This is a genomic window from Bacillus sp. F56 (genome assembly GCF_001748205.1).
GTDB classification, from domain to species: domain Bacteria; phylum Bacillota; class Bacilli; order Bacillales; family Bacillaceae; genus Bacillus; species Bacillus stercoris.
Genome location: NZ_BDFC01000004.1, coordinates 53,463 through 69,451, shown reverse-complemented (window position 1 = coordinate 69,451; position 15,989 = coordinate 53,463). Strand labels below are relative to the sequence as shown.

14 protein-coding genes and 4 tRNA genes are annotated in these 15,989 nt (G+C 45.2%); 4 read left to right on the top strand and 14 right to left on the bottom strand.

Going from position 1 to position 15,989, the window contains the following annotated elements; translation table 11 throughout:
* Positions 1-20 precede the first annotated feature (20 nt).
* The 11 genes from walI to dnaB form a co-directional block, all read right to left on the bottom strand.
* Positions 21-863, bottom strand: coding sequence for a WalRK two-component regulatory system regulator WalI (walI, locus tag BFW96_RS00485; protein ID WP_014666090.1), 843 nt, complete (start codon positions 861-863; stop codon positions 21-23).
* Positions 850-2,217: a WalRK two-component regulatory system regulator WalH gene (walH, locus tag BFW96_RS00480; RefSeq protein ID WP_014666091.1), complete on the bottom strand. Its 1,368-nt coding sequence runs from the start codon at positions 2,215-2,217 to the stop codon at positions 850-852. Before walH ends, walI begins: the two co-directional genes overlap by 14 nt.
* Positions 2,207-4,042 carry a cell wall metabolism sensor histidine kinase WalK gene (walK, locus tag BFW96_RS00475; RefSeq protein ID WP_014666092.1) on the bottom strand — a complete coding sequence of 612 codons (1,836 nt, stop codon included), beginning with the start codon at positions 4,040-4,042 and terminating at the stop codon, positions 2,207-2,209. Before walK ends, walH begins: the two co-directional genes overlap by 11 nt.
* 7 nt (positions 4,043-4,049) lie before the next feature.
* The gene (walR, locus tag BFW96_RS00470) at positions 4,050-4,757 is read right to left on the bottom strand and encodes a cell wall metabolism DNA-binding response regulator WalR (protein ID WP_003244363.1); all 708 of its coding nucleotides are present in this window, start codon (positions 4,755-4,757) and stop codon (positions 4,050-4,052) included.
* Between the two features lie 383 nt (positions 4,758-5,140).
* Positions 5,141-5,213, bottom strand: a tRNA-Phe gene (locus BFW96_RS00465).
* Positions 5,214-5,248: 35 nt separating this feature from the next.
* Positions 5,249-5,325: transfer RNA gene (locus tag BFW96_RS00460), tRNA-Asp, on the bottom strand.
* 81 nt (positions 5,326-5,406) lie between these two features.
* Positions 5,407-5,478: transfer RNA gene (locus BFW96_RS00455), tRNA-Glu, on the bottom strand.
* A 9-nt stretch (positions 5,479-5,487) separates the two neighbouring features.
* A tRNA-Lys gene (locus BFW96_RS00450) sits at positions 5,488-5,563 on the bottom strand.
* A gap of 224 nt (positions 5,564-5,787) precedes the next feature.
* On the bottom strand, positions 5,788-7,080 hold the full coding sequence (gene purA / locus BFW96_RS00445; RefSeq protein ID WP_014666093.1) for an adenylosuccinate synthase: 1,293 nt from the start codon (positions 7,078-7,080) through the stop codon (positions 5,788-5,790).
* 205 nt (positions 7,081-7,285) lie between these two features.
* A complete protein-coding gene (locus tag BFW96_RS00440; RefSeq protein ID WP_069838308.1) occupies positions 7,286-7,705 on the bottom strand; it encodes a VOC family protein in 420 nt (139 codons plus the stop codon).
* Positions 7,706-7,825: 120 nt separating this feature from the next.
* The gene (gene dnaB / locus BFW96_RS00435; RefSeq protein WP_003226923.1) at positions 7,826-9,190 is read right to left on the bottom strand and encodes a replicative DNA helicase; all 1,365 of its coding nucleotides are present in this window, start codon (positions 9,188-9,190) and stop codon (positions 7,826-7,828) included.
* Positions 9,191-9,359: 169 nt separating this feature from the next.
* On the opposite strand from dnaB, the gene BFW96_RS00425 reads away from it, so the two are divergent.
* Positions 9,360-9,560: a DUF2188 domain-containing protein gene (locus BFW96_RS00425; RefSeq protein WP_014666095.1), complete on the top strand. Its 201-nt coding sequence runs from the start codon at positions 9,360-9,362 to the stop codon at positions 9,558-9,560.
* A 47-nt stretch (positions 9,561-9,607) separates the two neighbouring features.
* Here the strand turns inward: BFW96_RS00425 and BFW96_RS00420 are convergent, their stop codons facing one another.
* On the bottom strand, positions 9,608-9,811 hold the full coding sequence (locus BFW96_RS00420) for a hypothetical protein (RefSeq protein WP_014666096.1): 204 nt from the start codon (positions 9,809-9,811) through the stop codon (positions 9,608-9,610).
* A gap of 120 nt (positions 9,812-9,931) precedes the next feature.
* On the opposite strand from BFW96_RS00420, the gene BFW96_RS00415 reads away from it, so the two are divergent.
* The 3 genes from BFW96_RS00415 to BFW96_RS00405 all read left to right on the top strand — a co-directional run bounded on the left by BFW96_RS00415 (position 9,932) and on the right by BFW96_RS00405 (position 13,519).
* On the top strand, positions 9,932-10,072 hold the full coding sequence (locus BFW96_RS00415) for a YycC family protein (RefSeq protein ID WP_003242786.1): 141 nt from the start codon (positions 9,932-9,934) through the stop codon (positions 10,070-10,072).
* Between the two features lie 72 nt (positions 10,073-10,144).
* Positions 10,145-11,353: a CynX/NimT family MFS transporter gene (locus tag BFW96_RS00410; RefSeq protein ID WP_069838307.1), complete on the top strand. Its 1,209-nt coding sequence runs from the start codon at positions 10,145-10,147 to the stop codon at positions 11,351-11,353.
* Positions 11,354-11,458: 105 nt separating this feature from the next.
* Positions 11,459-13,519 (top strand): ArnT family glycosyltransferase, encoded by a 2,061-nt coding sequence (locus tag BFW96_RS00405; protein ID WP_069838306.1) that lies wholly within the window; start codon positions 11,459-11,461, stop codon positions 13,517-13,519.
* A gap of 36 nt (positions 13,520-13,555) precedes the next feature.
* Here BFW96_RS00405 and rplI read toward each other — a convergent pair whose 3' ends face one another.
* Both rplI and gdpP read right to left on the bottom strand, forming a co-directional pair.
* Positions 13,556-14,005, bottom strand: a complete 450-nt coding sequence (rplI, locus tag BFW96_RS00400; protein ID WP_003226915.1) for a 50S ribosomal protein L9 — start codon at positions 14,003-14,005, stop codon at positions 13,556-13,558.
* Positions 14,002-15,981, bottom strand: a complete 1,980-nt coding sequence (gdpP, locus tag BFW96_RS00395) for a cyclic-di-AMP phosphodiesterase GdpP (RefSeq protein ID WP_040081167.1) — start codon at positions 15,979-15,981, stop codon at positions 14,002-14,004. Before gdpP ends, rplI begins: the two co-directional genes overlap by 4 nt.
* Between the last annotated feature and the right edge of the window lie 8 nt (positions 15,982-15,989).

Here is a 15,989-nt window from a genome sequence, read left to right as displayed (position 1 = left end):
TCTGTCTCACTCCATTATTTTCATTGATCTGTATCTAAAATCGTACTCTCCAAAGCATTCACAGTAAAATACTCTTGTACTGTCTTTTTCTCGCCGTTCACTTTTTTATCGTACTCGACTGTAATTCTCCATACCGGCGCCAGCACCTGCGTACTTGTCAGCGGATATTGTGCTACATAGCCGAATTTACAGCTCTTCACAGTGCTGTATTCTTTTAATTGATTTTGATAGTACAACAGCTCGACCGCATCCATTTCAGTAATTAAGCTTTCTTTCTGGATTTGCTTGAAGGTCTCAAGCGTTGTCTGGTCGTACGACACAACCTCGTTTTTACCGTTTAAGTGCAATACCACTTGCCCGATCATATTAGAGGGATTATCGGTCTTTTGGTAAATATAATGGCCTTCGTACGTTTGGAAGAAAATAATTTCTTTCTTCGATTTATCAACCTTCCAAAGCTTATATTTTTCGCCATCTTGAATCTTCGAAGAAACAAGTGCCTGCGCATCGTCTTCGATATTCTTCTTTGACAGGGCGATTGGATTTGCAAACTTCATTTTCAGGCTCGTTACTTTATGATCATCACTAGGCATGTCCATCAAAGGCTTTTGATCCTTCAGCGCCTCAATTTCCTCCTTGGTGAAGGCTTTTTGATTTGCTGTGATCCGATAGCCTTCTGTCGCTTCCTTATTCAAGCCTTCATACGTGATATGATCGGCCCTCATGTCGTGCTCGACATCATTTTTAATGACTTCATATTCCTTGCCGGTAGCCTGCCATTTTTGAAAAAACTGATAGCCTAAGAAAATATCTAAAATGAGGAAGGCAACGATGAAGATTGATTTTGTCTTATTCCACTCCACTGTTAGCCTCCTCCTTTTTCAATAAGTCCTTTGTAATCGGCACAATTTTTCCATTTACTTTCATCGCCCAAACCGGTTCCAGTTCAACGAGAGGATCATCGTTGGTTGATGTGGATACCAATTGATAAGCAAGGAAGATCTGATCAATTTTGTCCGTATCATAAGCGGTTTGTCTCGAAAGCAGCATCTTCACTTCGCTGCCGCTCATCAGCTCTGTTTCACTTGTTTTAATCGGATTCGTTCCGAGACTGTAATTCGGCCGCTTATAGCTGAGAATGTCATCATTCGCCCATTGCACCGTAATCGCCGATGTCGCTCCGAAAGGTTTGGTGGTGCTGTTAATGACCGGGAGCTGATCCATAAAGATATAGAAGCTCAGCTGCTGGCTGTCATTGATACTGAAAAATTGATAGTGATCCGTCCAGCTTCCGGTATCCTCAAGGTATTTTTGGCTCTTTTTGATTAATTCTCCCGTTTGATAGGATGTGCTCTGCACCAAATTGCGCTGCTGGAATTGCACCTGGCGCTGGCTAAGATTCACATCTAAACGGCTGATCCCATCTGTCAGTACATTTCTGTTGTTGTAATTCGAATCTTCCCTTACAATGCTCGGATCGCTAAACAAAGCCTGCTTAAAGGTATTTGTTTTAATCGATTCAGTGACAAATTCTTTTTTGTCCATCGTAAGCGGTTTGTTTGGCAGCAAGAACTCTTTCTTTGAGCCAATGGAGAACAAACTGAACGCCGGCATATTTGATTGCCTGTTTTTCAAGTCGTTCATAATGTTCCGGTAGTTTGCCGACTCAACCGTCACTTCAAGAATGAGCTGTTTGCTGTAAGATACCAAATAGATTTTCTTGTTCGCTTTTGTTTCATTGAATGGGATCAGAATATGATCAAACGAACTGTATTCAAACGACTGATTAGACCATTTAAACAGCGTTTGGAAAATATCAATCGGGATCGTATCGCTGAATTGCAAATCAAGCTTGGCTTCAGAACCGCCTATTCCATAAAACCAGCTCTTGAATCCAGACTTGTCATACTGATCCGAAATATCTTTAATTCCTTTTACATCCCAATGCGGCAAGTCAGACCAGATTTCTTCATAGAGGGCATTGTCATCCACTTTGTAATGAGCGCCGTCATCATGGATAAACATGTCTCTCGGCCTTACCGTTTCAGACAGCTTTTGGGTCGTTTTTTCGATTTTATGTTTCTCACGCACAGTAGACTCTGTTGAGGATGAGCCTTCAGAAAAGTTTGGCTGGAACGTCCATATCCCCCATGTGAAAACAAGACTGATGACGACGAGTACGGTAAGTAATATCGTTTTTATATTTTCACGCTTCATCCCAATCATCCTCTTGTTCCTCTTTATATGGAAGAGTAAATGTAATCGTCGTGCCTTTTCCTTCTATGCTGTCCGCCCAAATATCTCCGCCGTGCGCCTGTACCATTTCCTTGGCAATCGCCAATCCCAGGCCGGTGCCGCCAAGCTTTCTCGTTCTCGCTTTATCCACCCTGTAGAAGCGGTCAAAGACTTTTTCGACATCTTTTTTCGGAATGCCGATCCCTTCATCCTTCACGCTGATATAGAGCAGTTCTTCCTCTTCATTGACATCAATCGAGAACGTGACATGTCCGCCTTCAGGTGAGTATTTTAATGCGTTAGAAATAATATTATCGAGCACCTGCGTAATTTTATCCTGGTCAATCTCGACGTACAGATTTCTGTCCGGCAGATTGCGGATAAACTCCACATGCTGCTCTTTTGTCATTTCAAAACGGTCAATAATAAGCGACATAAACCGGACAATCTGAATCCATTCCCGGTTAAATTGATAATCCTTACTGTCAAATTTCGACAGCTGAAGCAGATCATTGACAAGCCGAATCATGCGCTCTGTTTCATTTTGCGTCACCATCAAGAAGCGCGGAGCAATGTCTTTATTTTCCCACGCGCCTTCAGCTAACGCTTCTAAATAGCTGCGCATTGTCGTGAGCGGCGTCCGCAGCTCATGTGATACATTCGCAACGAATTCTCTGCGTTCCTGATCCATTTTCTCTTGTTCGGTTACATCATAAATGACAGCGATTAAACCATCAATTTTGCCGTGTTCCCTTTGAATCACAGAGAAATTCACGCGAAGCACCGTTAATTGATCATCGCGCTCAATTTCAAGCAGCATAGAATCCTGCTGCTCCACCAAATCTTCAAAAGTATAATTCTCTTGAAGCCCCAGCAAGCTTGTAATCGGCATTTCTAAAGCTGTTTCACGTGAAACGTTCAACAGCTCCAACGCCGGACTGTTTAGGAGAATAATTGCTCCGTTTCGGTTTGTGGCGATAACGCCGTCTGTCATATAGGCAATAACAGAGGCTAGCTTTCTTCGTTCCCCTTCAGTCATCGCCTGAGCATCTTCAAGTTCTCTCGTTAAGTGGTTAAACGTTGTGGCGAGCTGACCAATTTCATCATGCCCGTACTTTTTAACCTTCCTCGAGAAATTCCCCTTCGCAAGCTCCATCGCCTGCTTTCGCATATCTGAAAGCGGGTGGGTAATGGTTCTTGCCAGAAAAATACCGAGAAGAGCCGTCAAAACGAGTGCCAAACCTGTGCCGGACGCTAGTATCGTGTTGATTGTCTTCATTTGATTAAAGACATCTTCCATACTCGCGACAACATAGATCGCGCCGACAACCTCTTGGTTTTCAGTCATGACGGGCTTCGCGGAAATAAGAACTCTGATTTTGCTTTTCGGGTCATAATATTTTCTTAAATACGACTGTTTGGTGGAAAAAATCCTCTTAAAAATCAGATCGGTCGTTTGTTTCCCTGCCACTTCCTCACCATACGGCTTTGAAGAACCGACCACTTCGTAGCTTTTATCTACAAAACTAATTTCCCGAACCTCATCACTTTTCGTGAAATCACTCAGGATACGGCTGACGTCATCCTTTATGACAGTGCTGTCGTTATCGCTCTTATATTCTTGTTCGATATAATAAGAAAGGTTGTCGATTCGCTGATTCAGCGATTGTTCATAAGAGCTGATCAGCGACTTCTCTACCTGATTGACAAAATACACACCAATGATTTGCATAGCAATGATGATCAAAAGCACATAAATCAAGGTAATCTTAAATTGGATCGACCGAAAAAAACCAACCTTATTCATATGGGCATTAGTCCTGTTCTGGGTTTCTCAAGTAATAACCTACACCGCGGCGTGTGACGATCCAATTTGGATGGCTCGGGTTGTCCTCAATTTTTTCACGAAGCCGGCGGACTGTTACGTCAACCGTTCTGACATCGCCGAAGTAATCATAGCCCCAAACGGTTTGAAGCAAGTGTTCACGGGTCATCACTTGTCCGATATGTTTTGCTAAATAATGAAGCAATTCGAACTCACGATGAGTCAATTCGATTGTTTCATCTCGTTTTGATACAACGTACGCGTCAGGGAAGATGACGAGAGAGCCGATATGAATCTCGTTAGAGGAAGGCTCTTCCTCCGCAGGCGCTGTTGTCAGCTGGCGGCGCAGATTCGCTTTTACACGCGCCAGAAGCTCGCGTGTGCTGAATGGTTTTGTGACATAGTCATCAGCACCGATTTCGAGTCCGATAACCTTGTCAATTTCTGAATCCTTAGCCGTCAGCATAATGATTGGCATATCGTATTTCTTTCTGACTTCACGGCATACTTCAACGCCGTCTTTATTAGGGAGCATAATATCTAAAAGAATTAAATCAGGCTGAAGCTCTTCTACCATTTCAACGGCTTCGTTTCCGTCGTGGGCACAGTGCACCTCATAGCCTTCTTTTCTTAAGTTAAATTCCAATATATCTGCAATCGGTTTTTCATCATCTACTACAAGGATCTTTTTATCCATCATTTTGATTTTCCTCCTGCCGAATGACTTCATTTCATCTATATCACATTCGTTTCATCACTTAAGGCCCATGTAAAGAATGGGTCCTTGTCTATTATAACGGTTTAAGGTCAAAAGATAAAAAAAATAAAGGTTTAGAAAAAAAACACACATTTCACCTTTATCGCCCATTGTTTATCTTTTGTCATGCTGGTCAACTTTTTTTAAAAAAGATAACTTTATTGAAACCTCCCCTCACCGGAGTGCGTCTTTATCAATGACGTCTTCTTCTTTGAACCGGCCGCAGGGCCGGTTCTCCCTTTTTCTTCTATTATAACATTCCTCATGTTTGCCTTTTTCCTAAAAGAAAAAACGCACCTACGATTGCAGATGCGTTTGGTAAGTGGCTCGGGACGGAATCGAACCGCCGACACACGGATTTTCAGTCCGTTGCTCTACCAACTGAGCTACCGAGCCAAATGTTTTATTTTTCTCTACTAAGTAAAGTAAAATGGCGGTCCGGACGGGACTCGAACCCGCGACCTCCTGCGTGACAGGCAGGCATTCTAACCAACTGAACTACCGGACCTTACAGTAATTGCCCGGAGAGCTGTCGTGTCAGCTCTCACAGACAAATAAGGAATTTAGCAATAACGCTAAAGTAAATCAATGACCCGTACGGGATTCGAACCCGTGTTACCGCCGTGAAAGGGCGGTGTCTTAACCGCTTGACCAACGGGCCTTCACGAAATGGTGAGCCATGAAGGACTCGAACCTTCGACCCTCTGATTAAAAGTCAGATGCTCTACCAACTGAGCTAATGGCTCTTAAAGATGTCGGAATTTCTATAGAGCAAACGACTTAGATCTAGTTCTTATCTCGTACTCTATTGAAGCAGTTTCCGTAACAACGAGATTTATAATATCACGAACAAATAGAAGTGGCAATAACTTTTTTGGTTTTTTTTCATATTTTTTTCTCAGACCAACTTATATGCGGCTTTCAAACAAAAAACAAGCCCCAGATATAGGGGCTTGCAGGCATATTCTATTTAGTTCGCACGGTATACACTGCGAAGGACATTTGTTTGTGAACGGTCTGGACCGACAGAGAAAATAGAAAGCGGAATGCCTGTCAGCTGAGACACACGCTCAAGATAATGGCGCGCATTTTCCGGAAGCTCGCTCAAGCTCTTCGCACCTGTAATATCCTCAGTCCAGCCTGGCATTTCTTCATAAACCGGCTCACATTCAGCAAGTGCTTTAAGACTTGCTGGGAATTCTTCAATGATTTCGCCTTTGTAGCGGTACGCCACACAGATTTTCAACGTTTCAATTCCTGTTAAGACGTCAATTGAGTTCAGAGAAAGATCTGTAATTCCGCTCACACGGCGGGCGTGGCGGACAACGACGCTGTCAAACCAGCCGACACGGCGCGGGCGGCCTGTTGTTGTTCCATATTCGCGTCCGACTTCACGGATTTGATCACCGATTTCATCTTTCAGCTCAGTCGGGAAAGGACCGTCTCCGACACGAGTCGTATATGCTTTTGATACACCGACAACGTGCTGAATTTTCGTCGGGCCGACACCAGAACCGATCGTGACACCGCCGGCAACCGGGTTAGATGACGTAACAAACGGGTATGTTCCTTGGTCGATATCGAGCATAACCCCTTGTGCGCCTTCAAATAATACACGGCGCCCTTCATCAAGAGCATCGTTTAAGACAACAGATGTATCGCAAACGTATTGTTTGATCTGCTGGCCGTACTCATAATATTCGTCTAAGATATCCTCAATTTTAAACCCTTCTGTCTCGTACATTTTCTCAAGCAGACGGTTTTTTTCTTCGAGATTGCGTTCAAGCTTTTCCGCAAACGCGTCACGGTCTAACAGATCCGCGATGCGAATTCCGATGCGGGCTGCTTTATCCATGTAAGCAGGGCCGATTCCTTTTTTTGTAGTACCGATCTTGTTAGCCCCTTTACGCTCTTCTTCCACTTCATCCAATTTCAAATGATACGGCAGAATGACGTGAGCTCTGTTGCTGATTCTCAGGTTATCTGTACTGACGTTGCGTTCATGAAGATACGCAAGCTCTGTGACTAATGCTTTCGGATCTACAACCATTCCGTTTCCGATGACACACGTTTTATCCTTATAAAAAATTCCAGACGGGATTAAGTGAAGTTTGTATGTGATTCCGTCAAACTTGATTGTATGCCCTGCGTTATTTCCGCCTTGATAACGGGCGATCACTTCTGCATTTTCTGATAGGAAATCTGTGATTTTACCTTTTCCTTCATCGCCCCATTGCGTACCTACTACAACTACTGAAGACATGTCCGTGCACCTCCGTTAACCTTTCAAAACGATTCTATTCAAACAAATCAAGTTTATCAGTGAAGAAACAGAAAGTCAATTGTAAATCCGAACATTAAATTATTGTAAATCTATATTCGTTCGCTTTCATTCGTTTTATAAGCGTTTTCTCACTGCTTTGTCTTAAAAAGCTTGTGAAACTTTCATCCTTTACCATGAAAAAGAATCATTTGTCTGATATTCCTTTTGAATTCATAAAAACGACCCGCCAGCCGTCCGGGTCCTCTATCGTCACGCCCCCATTGCTCCAGTACGGGTTCTCTGATTCAACCTCTCGATAGCCCATGTGTTTTAGCTTTGAAGTGATCGCTGCCAGTTCATCTGCATTCGGCACATAAAAAACAAGGAGGCTGTCGGGATGGGGAACGGGGGCAGTGCTTTCCCCTTCATACTGGGTGAATTCCAAATGATAAGCGGCATGAGGAAGGCCGAACATGACACCGTCATACCCGTTATGCCGTGAAAATTCTCCTATTCGTTTCAAGCCCAGTCCCTCTTCGTAAAAACGGATAATCTCGTCAAGCTGGCCTGTAGGACGCGCAATTCGGATTTGTGCTGCGTGAAAAGATGAAAAACGGTTTCCCATATTGATACCATCTCCTTTTTGCACCATTTTATTAAAACGCTTTCAATTTTTCATACGCTGAGCGGACGGTATTTCTTCCACCTTTCGAATGAAAAAAACCCCAAGAGCAGCTCTTGGGGCTTATGCGCCGGGCGGAACGCCTGCGTCATCAAAACGCCGTTCCAGGTTGACGAATTTGTTGTATTCTTTTACGAACGCAAGAGACACGGTTCCTACCGGGCCGTTACGCTGTTTGGCGATAATGATTTCGATGATATTTTTATTCTCGGTTTCTTTGTCATAGTAGTCATCACGATAAAGGAACGCGACAATATCCGCGTCCTGCTCGATACTTCCTGATTCCCGGATATCAGACATCATCGGACGTTTATCCTGACGCTGCTCAACACCCCGAGAAAGCTGAGAAAGCGCGATAACAGGGACTTGCAGCTCCCTGGCAATCGACTTCAGTTCACGGGAAATTTCTGATACTTCCTGCTGACGGTTGTCCTTTGAACGGCCGCTTCCCTGAATCAATTGCAGGTAATCGATCAAAATCATGCCAAGCCCGCTTTCCTGCTTCAAGCGGCGGCACTTGGCGCGGATTTCACTTACCCGAATCCCCGGTGTATCATCGATGTAAATTCCGCTGTTCGACAGGCTTCCCATTGCCATCGTCAGCTTGCCCCAATCCTCTTCAGTCAGGTTACCTGTCCGGAGATTCTGGGCATTGATATTTCCCTCGGCACAGAGCATACGCATAACGAGCTGCTCTGCACCCATCTCAAGACTGAAAATCGCTACGCTCTCATCGGTCTTGGTCGCCACGTTTTGTGCGATGTTCAGGGCAAAGGCTGTTTTCCCCACTGACGGACGGGCAGCCACAATGATCAAGTCGTTGCGCTGGAAACCCGCAGTCATCCGGTCAAGCTCCGTAAAACCTGTTGGAATCCCTGTGATATCACCTTTTCGATTGTGAAGCTGTTCGATATTATCATAAGTTTGGACAAGGACGTCCTTAATGTTTTGGAAGGCACTCGTATTTTTGCGCTGTGCCACTTCCATAATTGTTTTTTCCGCTTCACTGAGTAAATCCTCGACCTCGTCTTCACGGGTATACCCGTCTTGAGCAATCGTTGTCGCGGTTCTGATTAATCGGCGAAGAATCGATTTTTCCTCAACGATTTTCGCGTAATATTCTATGTTAGCCGCTGTCGGCACCGAGTTTGCGATATCTGTCAGATATGAAATGCCGCCTACTTCTTCCAGCAGGTCTGTGTTCGCAAGCTCTGAAGTTACCGTCACCAGATCAACCGGCTCACCTCGGTCACCGAGCACCAGCATCGCATTATAGATTTTTTGGTGGGACATTCTATAAAAATCATCTGGAATCAATACTTCTGAAGCCAGTGTTAAAGCAGACGGCTGTAAAAAAATAGCGCCTAACACGGCTTGTTCGGCTTCTATATTTTGCGGAGGAAGCCGATCATTCAGAAGGTCTGTCATGCTAAGCACCGTCCTCTCATTAAAAAATCTCCAACCTCCATTCTACCATTTCTACAGAAAAAAAATAGAAAAATTGTCTGTTTCCTGTTTTTTTCAGTTAGCAGATTGGATCGTTTTGGACAGTAACAAGGCGGGAAAAATGCAATAAAACATAAGGGAGGAATGAAAAATGATAAAAAAATACGCGATTACACCGAATGTTGATGCGGACGGCTGGTTTATTGAGGTGGAGAATGTGGCGCCGACAGCTTTGTATACGTCTAAAGACGCCGCTATTGAAAAGGCCAAACAGGTGGCTAAGGAAAACAGTCCGGCAAAGCTTGTCATTTATGACCAGTTTAAAAATGTGGAAGAGGAACTCTCATTTTAGTGAATGAAAGCCTTCGCTGCAGCGAGGGTTTTTTAGCGGTTATCGGTTTATTTCATCCATTGGATGCCTATGTCCATCATCAAATCTGCCGCTTTTTGATACAGATCCCACTCCTCGAGCGAAGCAAATTTTCCCATCAGCTCCTGAAGCTTTAGCCTCACTGCTAAGTATTCTTCGAATGTGACAGCTTTTTCAGTGTCTATTTGGTGTTCCTTCAGCATTTGTTTTAATAAGGACAACGGTGCGTGCATAAGAGCCCTCCTTACCTCATTTATAACGGGCATTTTTCGATTGCTCTATTCCTTTGTTACATCTTCTTACATTTCACATTTGATTCTTGTACAATGGACAGAAGAGAGGAGGGATCTTTTGTGAGACCTTTGCAAATTTCTGCTGAAACTGCACAAAAGCTTGCAGAGTCCTTGAATCTGCCGCTTGAACAGATCATGCATATGCCTCAGCATATTCTGCTGGCCAAAATGGCTGAATTGCAAAAAGAGGACAAATCATAGCCTTCATTCACATACTTGCTTACTGGTTTCGGGATAATATGATGTATATGTTAGAAAAAAGGAGTAACTGCTTTGCCACATCCACAAAATAAAAAAATCCAATCTTTTTGGCTGATCGCCGGCATTATCTTTATCGCCTTTAACTTACGGCCCGCGATCACTTCAGTCGGTCCGGTCATCAGCTCTATCCGGGCAGAGCTGCACATGTCAAATGGGGCAGCCGGGTTTTTGACCGCACTGCCGCTGCTTTCATTTGCAGTTCTTTCTCCGCTTGCGCCTAAGCTTGGACAGCGCCTCGGAAATGAGCGAACCTTATGGCTAGGCCTCGTGGTACTGTTGATCGGTGTTTTGACTCGTTCTACCGGCTATACTGCCGCTTTGTTTTTTGGAACGGCACTAATCGGAGTCGGAATCGCGATTGGAAATGTACTTTTGCCAAGCTTAATCAAACATAAATACCCTGAAAAGCCAGGGCTCATGATCAGCCTGTATACGACATCAATGAATATATTCGCTGCGTTGGCATCAGGTGTCAGTGTTCCTTTAGCGACCCAGATGGATGGCGGATGGAAACAGGCCTTTCTCTTATGGGGCGGGCTGGCTTTACTTGCATTGCTGATCTGGATACCCCAGCTGCGCCATCGGGATACAGCAAACAAGGCAGTGAAGCTTCAAAACAGTTCCATTTGGGCTTCCAAAATGGCATGGTATGTCACCATCTTTATGGGACTGCAATCGTTTTTATTTTACAGCAGCATCGCTTGGTTTCCTGAAATTCTCCGTTCACACGGGATTGATACGGCAACAGCCGGGTGGATGGTATCACTCATGCAATTTGCGAGTCTGCCTTCCACTTTTCTGACACCGGTTTTAGCTGATCGTGTGAAACAGCAGCGCGGTATCGTTGCGGCGCTGGCCTCAGTTTATCTAATCGGCCTCTGCGGATTATTAGCGGGCGGCAGCCATACATTGCTTGCCATCTGGATGATCATTATCGGTATCGGGCAAGGCTCCAGCATTAGTCTGGCGCTCACTTTGATTGGTCTCCGCAGTGAAAATGCCCAGCAGGCCGCTGCGCTTTCAGGCATGTCTCAGTCATTCGGCTACCTGCTGGCAGCAGTCGGGCCAATCTTTGTCGGCTATCTCTTTGACCAGACGCATTCATGGACGATGCCGATCGTGCTTCTCATTGCTGCCCTGATCATAATGGGGGCAGCCGGACAGGGAGCCGGACAAGATCGATACATTTTTCAGTCAGCAAAACAAAGAAATTCAGCATAAAAGCGGGGAAGATATCCCCGCTTTTTTCTTTGAATATTTATGATTTATTCACAGGTTTTTCATATTTGTTTTTTACAATGAGACACTATAAAGAGGTGAAAAACGATGAAAACCAAACGATTCGACGCAGCTCTTATTCTTATTTTGCTTACAGCAGCTTTTCTGAATATGTATAACATTTGGCAGGATGACACAGCGAACCAGTACTATTTGGCTGCTGTGAAAAGCATGACGCAAAGCTTCCACAATTTCTTCTATGCGTCATTTGACCCTTCCGGATTTGTCACAGTGGATAAGCCGCCTGTTGTGTTATGGGTTCAAACGATTTTCGCACTGATTTTCGGCGTTCACACGTGGAGTGTGATCCTTCCTCAGGCTCTCGCCGGAGTTGGATCCGTGTTCCTTCTCTACAGAATGATTAAGCCGACTTTTGGAGTTGGAGCGGCCCGCATTGCCGCACTTGTCATGGCACTGACCCCTATCGCAGCAGCTGTCAGCCGGACAAACAATATTGACAGCATGCTTGTCTTTACCTTATTGCTCGGTTCAGCTTGCCTGCTTAAGGCAGTAAAACAAGGCAAGCTGGTTTGGCTGCTGACGGCATTTGCCCTAATTGGGCTCGCCTTTAATATGAAGATGATGCAAGCATTTATGGTCTTGCCTGCATTTGTGATATTCTACCTGATTGCTTCCCGGGTTGCTCTGAAGAAAAAAATTGGGTCTCTGATTCTATCTCTTGTCCTTCTCACAGGCCTCTCACTCTCATGGGCGGTTGCAGTGGATTCGACCTCACCCTCCAGCCGGCCTTATGTCGGGAGCAGCCAGACCAACTCCGTGTTAGAACTGGCCTTTGGCTACAACGGCACCGAGCGACTGCTTGGACAAACTACGGGCCTGGCAAAGGGTGATATGAATGCTGCTGGCGGAGGGAACATGCAGAATCAAGACAACATGCAAGCGCCAAATGGCAACGGTTCATCTTTTTCTCAGAACGGAAATCAATCATTCGGAAACCACTCACAGGCGCCTCAGCCGCCTAACGGACAAACCGGCGCTTCCAATGGAGGCGGAGGCACACCTCCCCCAGGCGGCAACGGACCTGGAAATGGAGGGCACGGCGGTGGCGGCGGAAAAAGCATGAATATGTTCGGCACCGGTGATGCTGGACCGCTCCGTCTCTTCCAATCGGCACTTTCCGGTCAATTCAGCTGGATGCTTCCATTCGCATTGATCGGATTGCTAGGCGGAATCGTCAGCTGGTATCGTAATCGCCGCGGACAGGCTGCTGAAATGAAAGAAACGCTATTCTGGACGGCATGGCTCGTTCCTGTGGCTGGTTTCTTCAGCATCGCGGGATTCTTTCACCAGTATTACTTGATTATGCTGGCACCGCCGATTGCCGCGCTTTCTGGCATCGGCTGGCATTCGATGTACCGCTTATACCAAAACAATAAAGACTGGTCCAGCTATCTTCTGCCAGCAGCCGTTTTGATCACAGCCGCGTTCCAGGTGTATATCCTGAGTGCTTATACAAGCCAAATCGGCAGTGTATGGATGTACGTACTGGGACTCTTAGGACTCGGGATCACCCTTGCACTTCTGATGCTTAAACGCAATCATCCGTTCAGTAAGCAACTGACCATCCTCAGCTTGTGCATTCTGCTGCTCACACCAATATATTGGTCAGCAACGCCGCTTCTATACGGAGGCAACAGCGTCCTTCCTGAATCCGGCCCGCAGCTCAAAAGCTCGGCAAACGGCGGAAACATGTTCTCTTCAGAGGTCGACAGCGGGCTCCTGTCCTATCTGAGAAAGCACAATACTGGCGAAGAATATTTATTTGCCACTTTGACAACCGTAACAGCTGCGCCATACATCATTAACGAAAATGAGTCTGTTATGGCAATGGGTGGGTTTAACGGCACGGATCCCATTCTGACTGTGTCCGAACTGAAAAAACTAATCAAAGAAGGCAAAGTGAAATACTTTCTTCTCTCAGAAAACAACTCAGGCAACAGCGAACTTGTTTCCTGGATTAAGAAAAACGGAAAAGAAATATCGTCTGAAGAGTACAGCAGTTCCTCCAGCAGCATAAACAGCGGCCTGCAAGGCATGGGAGGAGGACCTGGCGGAGAAAGCCAGCAAACTCTTTATCTCGTGGAATAAAAAAGAGGCTTGGATTGATCCAAGCCTCTTGTTCTATTAAGCTTCTTCTTTTACATGTACCTTTAACACTGCCTGCACCTCAGGATGCAGCTTCACAGGCACGTTTGTGTATCCTAATGCACGAATGCCGTCCGGCAGTTCAAGCTTCCGCTTATCTACTTTAATGTTATGGTCTTTTTGCAGCTGTTCAGTGATTTGCTTGCTTGTCACTGAACCAAATAAACGGCCGCCTTCACCTGATTTTGCGCTAAGTTCAACAGTCAGTTTTTCTAATGTCTCTTTCAAGCTCTTAGCCTGCTCAAGCTCGGCAATAGCTTCTTTTTTCTCTTTCTGCTTTTGTCCGTTTAGCGCGCTGATGTTTGACGCGTTCGCTTCAACCGCGAGGCCTTTTTTAATGAGAAAGTTATGCGCATAACCGTCTGCTACGTTTTTGACTTCACCTTTTTTTCCTTTTCCTTTTACATCTTGTAAGAAAATAACCTTCATCTCTGTACGCCTCCCTCAAAATACTCATCTATGGCGTGCTTCAGCCGTTCCAGCGCTTCAGAAACTGAAATGCCGGACAACTGCGTCGCCGCATTTGTTAAATGCCCTCCGCCTTCCAGCGCCTCCATGATGATCTGCACATTTACCTCGCCAAGTGACCGCGCACTGATACAAACCGTTTGTTCATCCCGTCTCGCCACCGCAAATGAAGCCTCAACCTCACTCATCGACAGCAGCGAATCGGCAGCCTGCGCAATCAGGACTTGATCGAAGTATTCCTCTTCATTTTCAGGAAGAGAAGCAATCGCAATGTTATCTTTATAGAGGACCGTATGCTGGATCAGCTTCGCCCGTTTAATATAGGAATCAACGGTTTCTTTCAGGAACTTCTGCACAAGCACCGTATCGGCGCCTTTTGCCCTTAAATAAGAAGCCGCATCAAAAGTCCGCGAGCCCGTGCGGAGAGAAAAGCTCTTTGTATCCACTATTATACCAGCTAATAGGGCTGTTGCTTCAATCATATTGATTTTTAAGCGCTTCGGCTGATATTCAAGCAGCTCTGTCACCAATTCCGCTGTGGAAGAAGCGTACGGCTCCATATAAACGAGCAGCGGGTCTCTGATAAACTCCTCACCCCTGCGGTGATGGTCGATGACCACGATATGTTCAATTTTATTGACCAGCCGTTCCTCCATAACAAGCGACGGCTTATGTGTATCAACGATCACAAGAAGCGTGTCATCATTAGAAATTTCCATCGCTTCTTCAGGCGTAATAAATCTTGACCACAGCTCTTCATATTTTTTGATTTCCTCAATCAAACGCTGCACGCTTGATCCGATTTGATTTGGGTCAATCACAATAAAGCCATCTTTGTTATTTGCCTGTGCCACCTTTAAAATCCCGATCGCTGCGCCGATAGAATCCATGTCGGGGAATTTATGCCCCATGATAATCACATTGCTGCTTTCAGAGACGATTTCCTTTAAGGCATGAGAAATGACGCGGGCCCGCACCCTTGTTCGTTTCTCCATTGGGTTTGTTTTACCGCCGTAAAACTTCACCTTGCCGTTTGGCAGCTTAATGGCTACCTGGTCTCCGCCGCGTCCCAGTGCTAAGTCCAAGCTGGATTGCGCCAAATCGCCAAGTTCTTTCAAGGAAGAGACTGAAGCCCCGACACCGACGCTTAACGTCAGCGCTACACCGTCAAATGAGGTTTTTTCCCGCACTTCATCAAGAATCGAAAACTTCGAATTTTCGAGTTCAGTTAAGATGTGTTCATTAAGCACAGCAATAAAGCGTTCTGAAGACGTCCGTTTCAAGAAGATCCCGTACTCCTGCGCCCAAGCGTTCAGCAGAGATGTCACCTGGCTGTTCATCGTGCTTCTCGTCTGGTCATCCAATCCTTGTGTCACATCATCATAGTTATCAAGGAAAATATAGGCCAGCACGGTTCTTTCGTTTTCATATAGCTTTTCAATCTGGATTTGTTCTGTAACATCAAAGAAGTATAAGAGACGCTCATCCCGTTTGATGACAACCCTAAACTTGCGGTCATTCAATGAAACCGTTTCCGATTCCACCTCTTGTTTGATCAGCGGCACTACCGATTCACAAGTATCGTAAAGTGATCTCCCCACTAAAGTGCTTTCATTAAAGCAAGAGGAAAGAAACGGATTTGCCCATTCTATATAATATTGGTCATTAAAAAGCATGATTCCGATCGGCATTTCCATCAATGCCTCTTCACCGACTTTTTTCAACCTGTAGGATAACGTTGAAATATAAGCATCTATCTCTTTTCGAATAAGAGAATCAGCACGTTTAATAAAAAACAAAATAACTGCCAGCAGCAGCACTTCGACGGCTCCTAAAATCCAGTTAAAATAAAAGCTGATGAGGATTGTAATGATTGACAGAGCAATCAATGCGTAGATGGGATACCGAAACAGCGGTTTTTCATAAAAGCTTGGCATTTCTATCA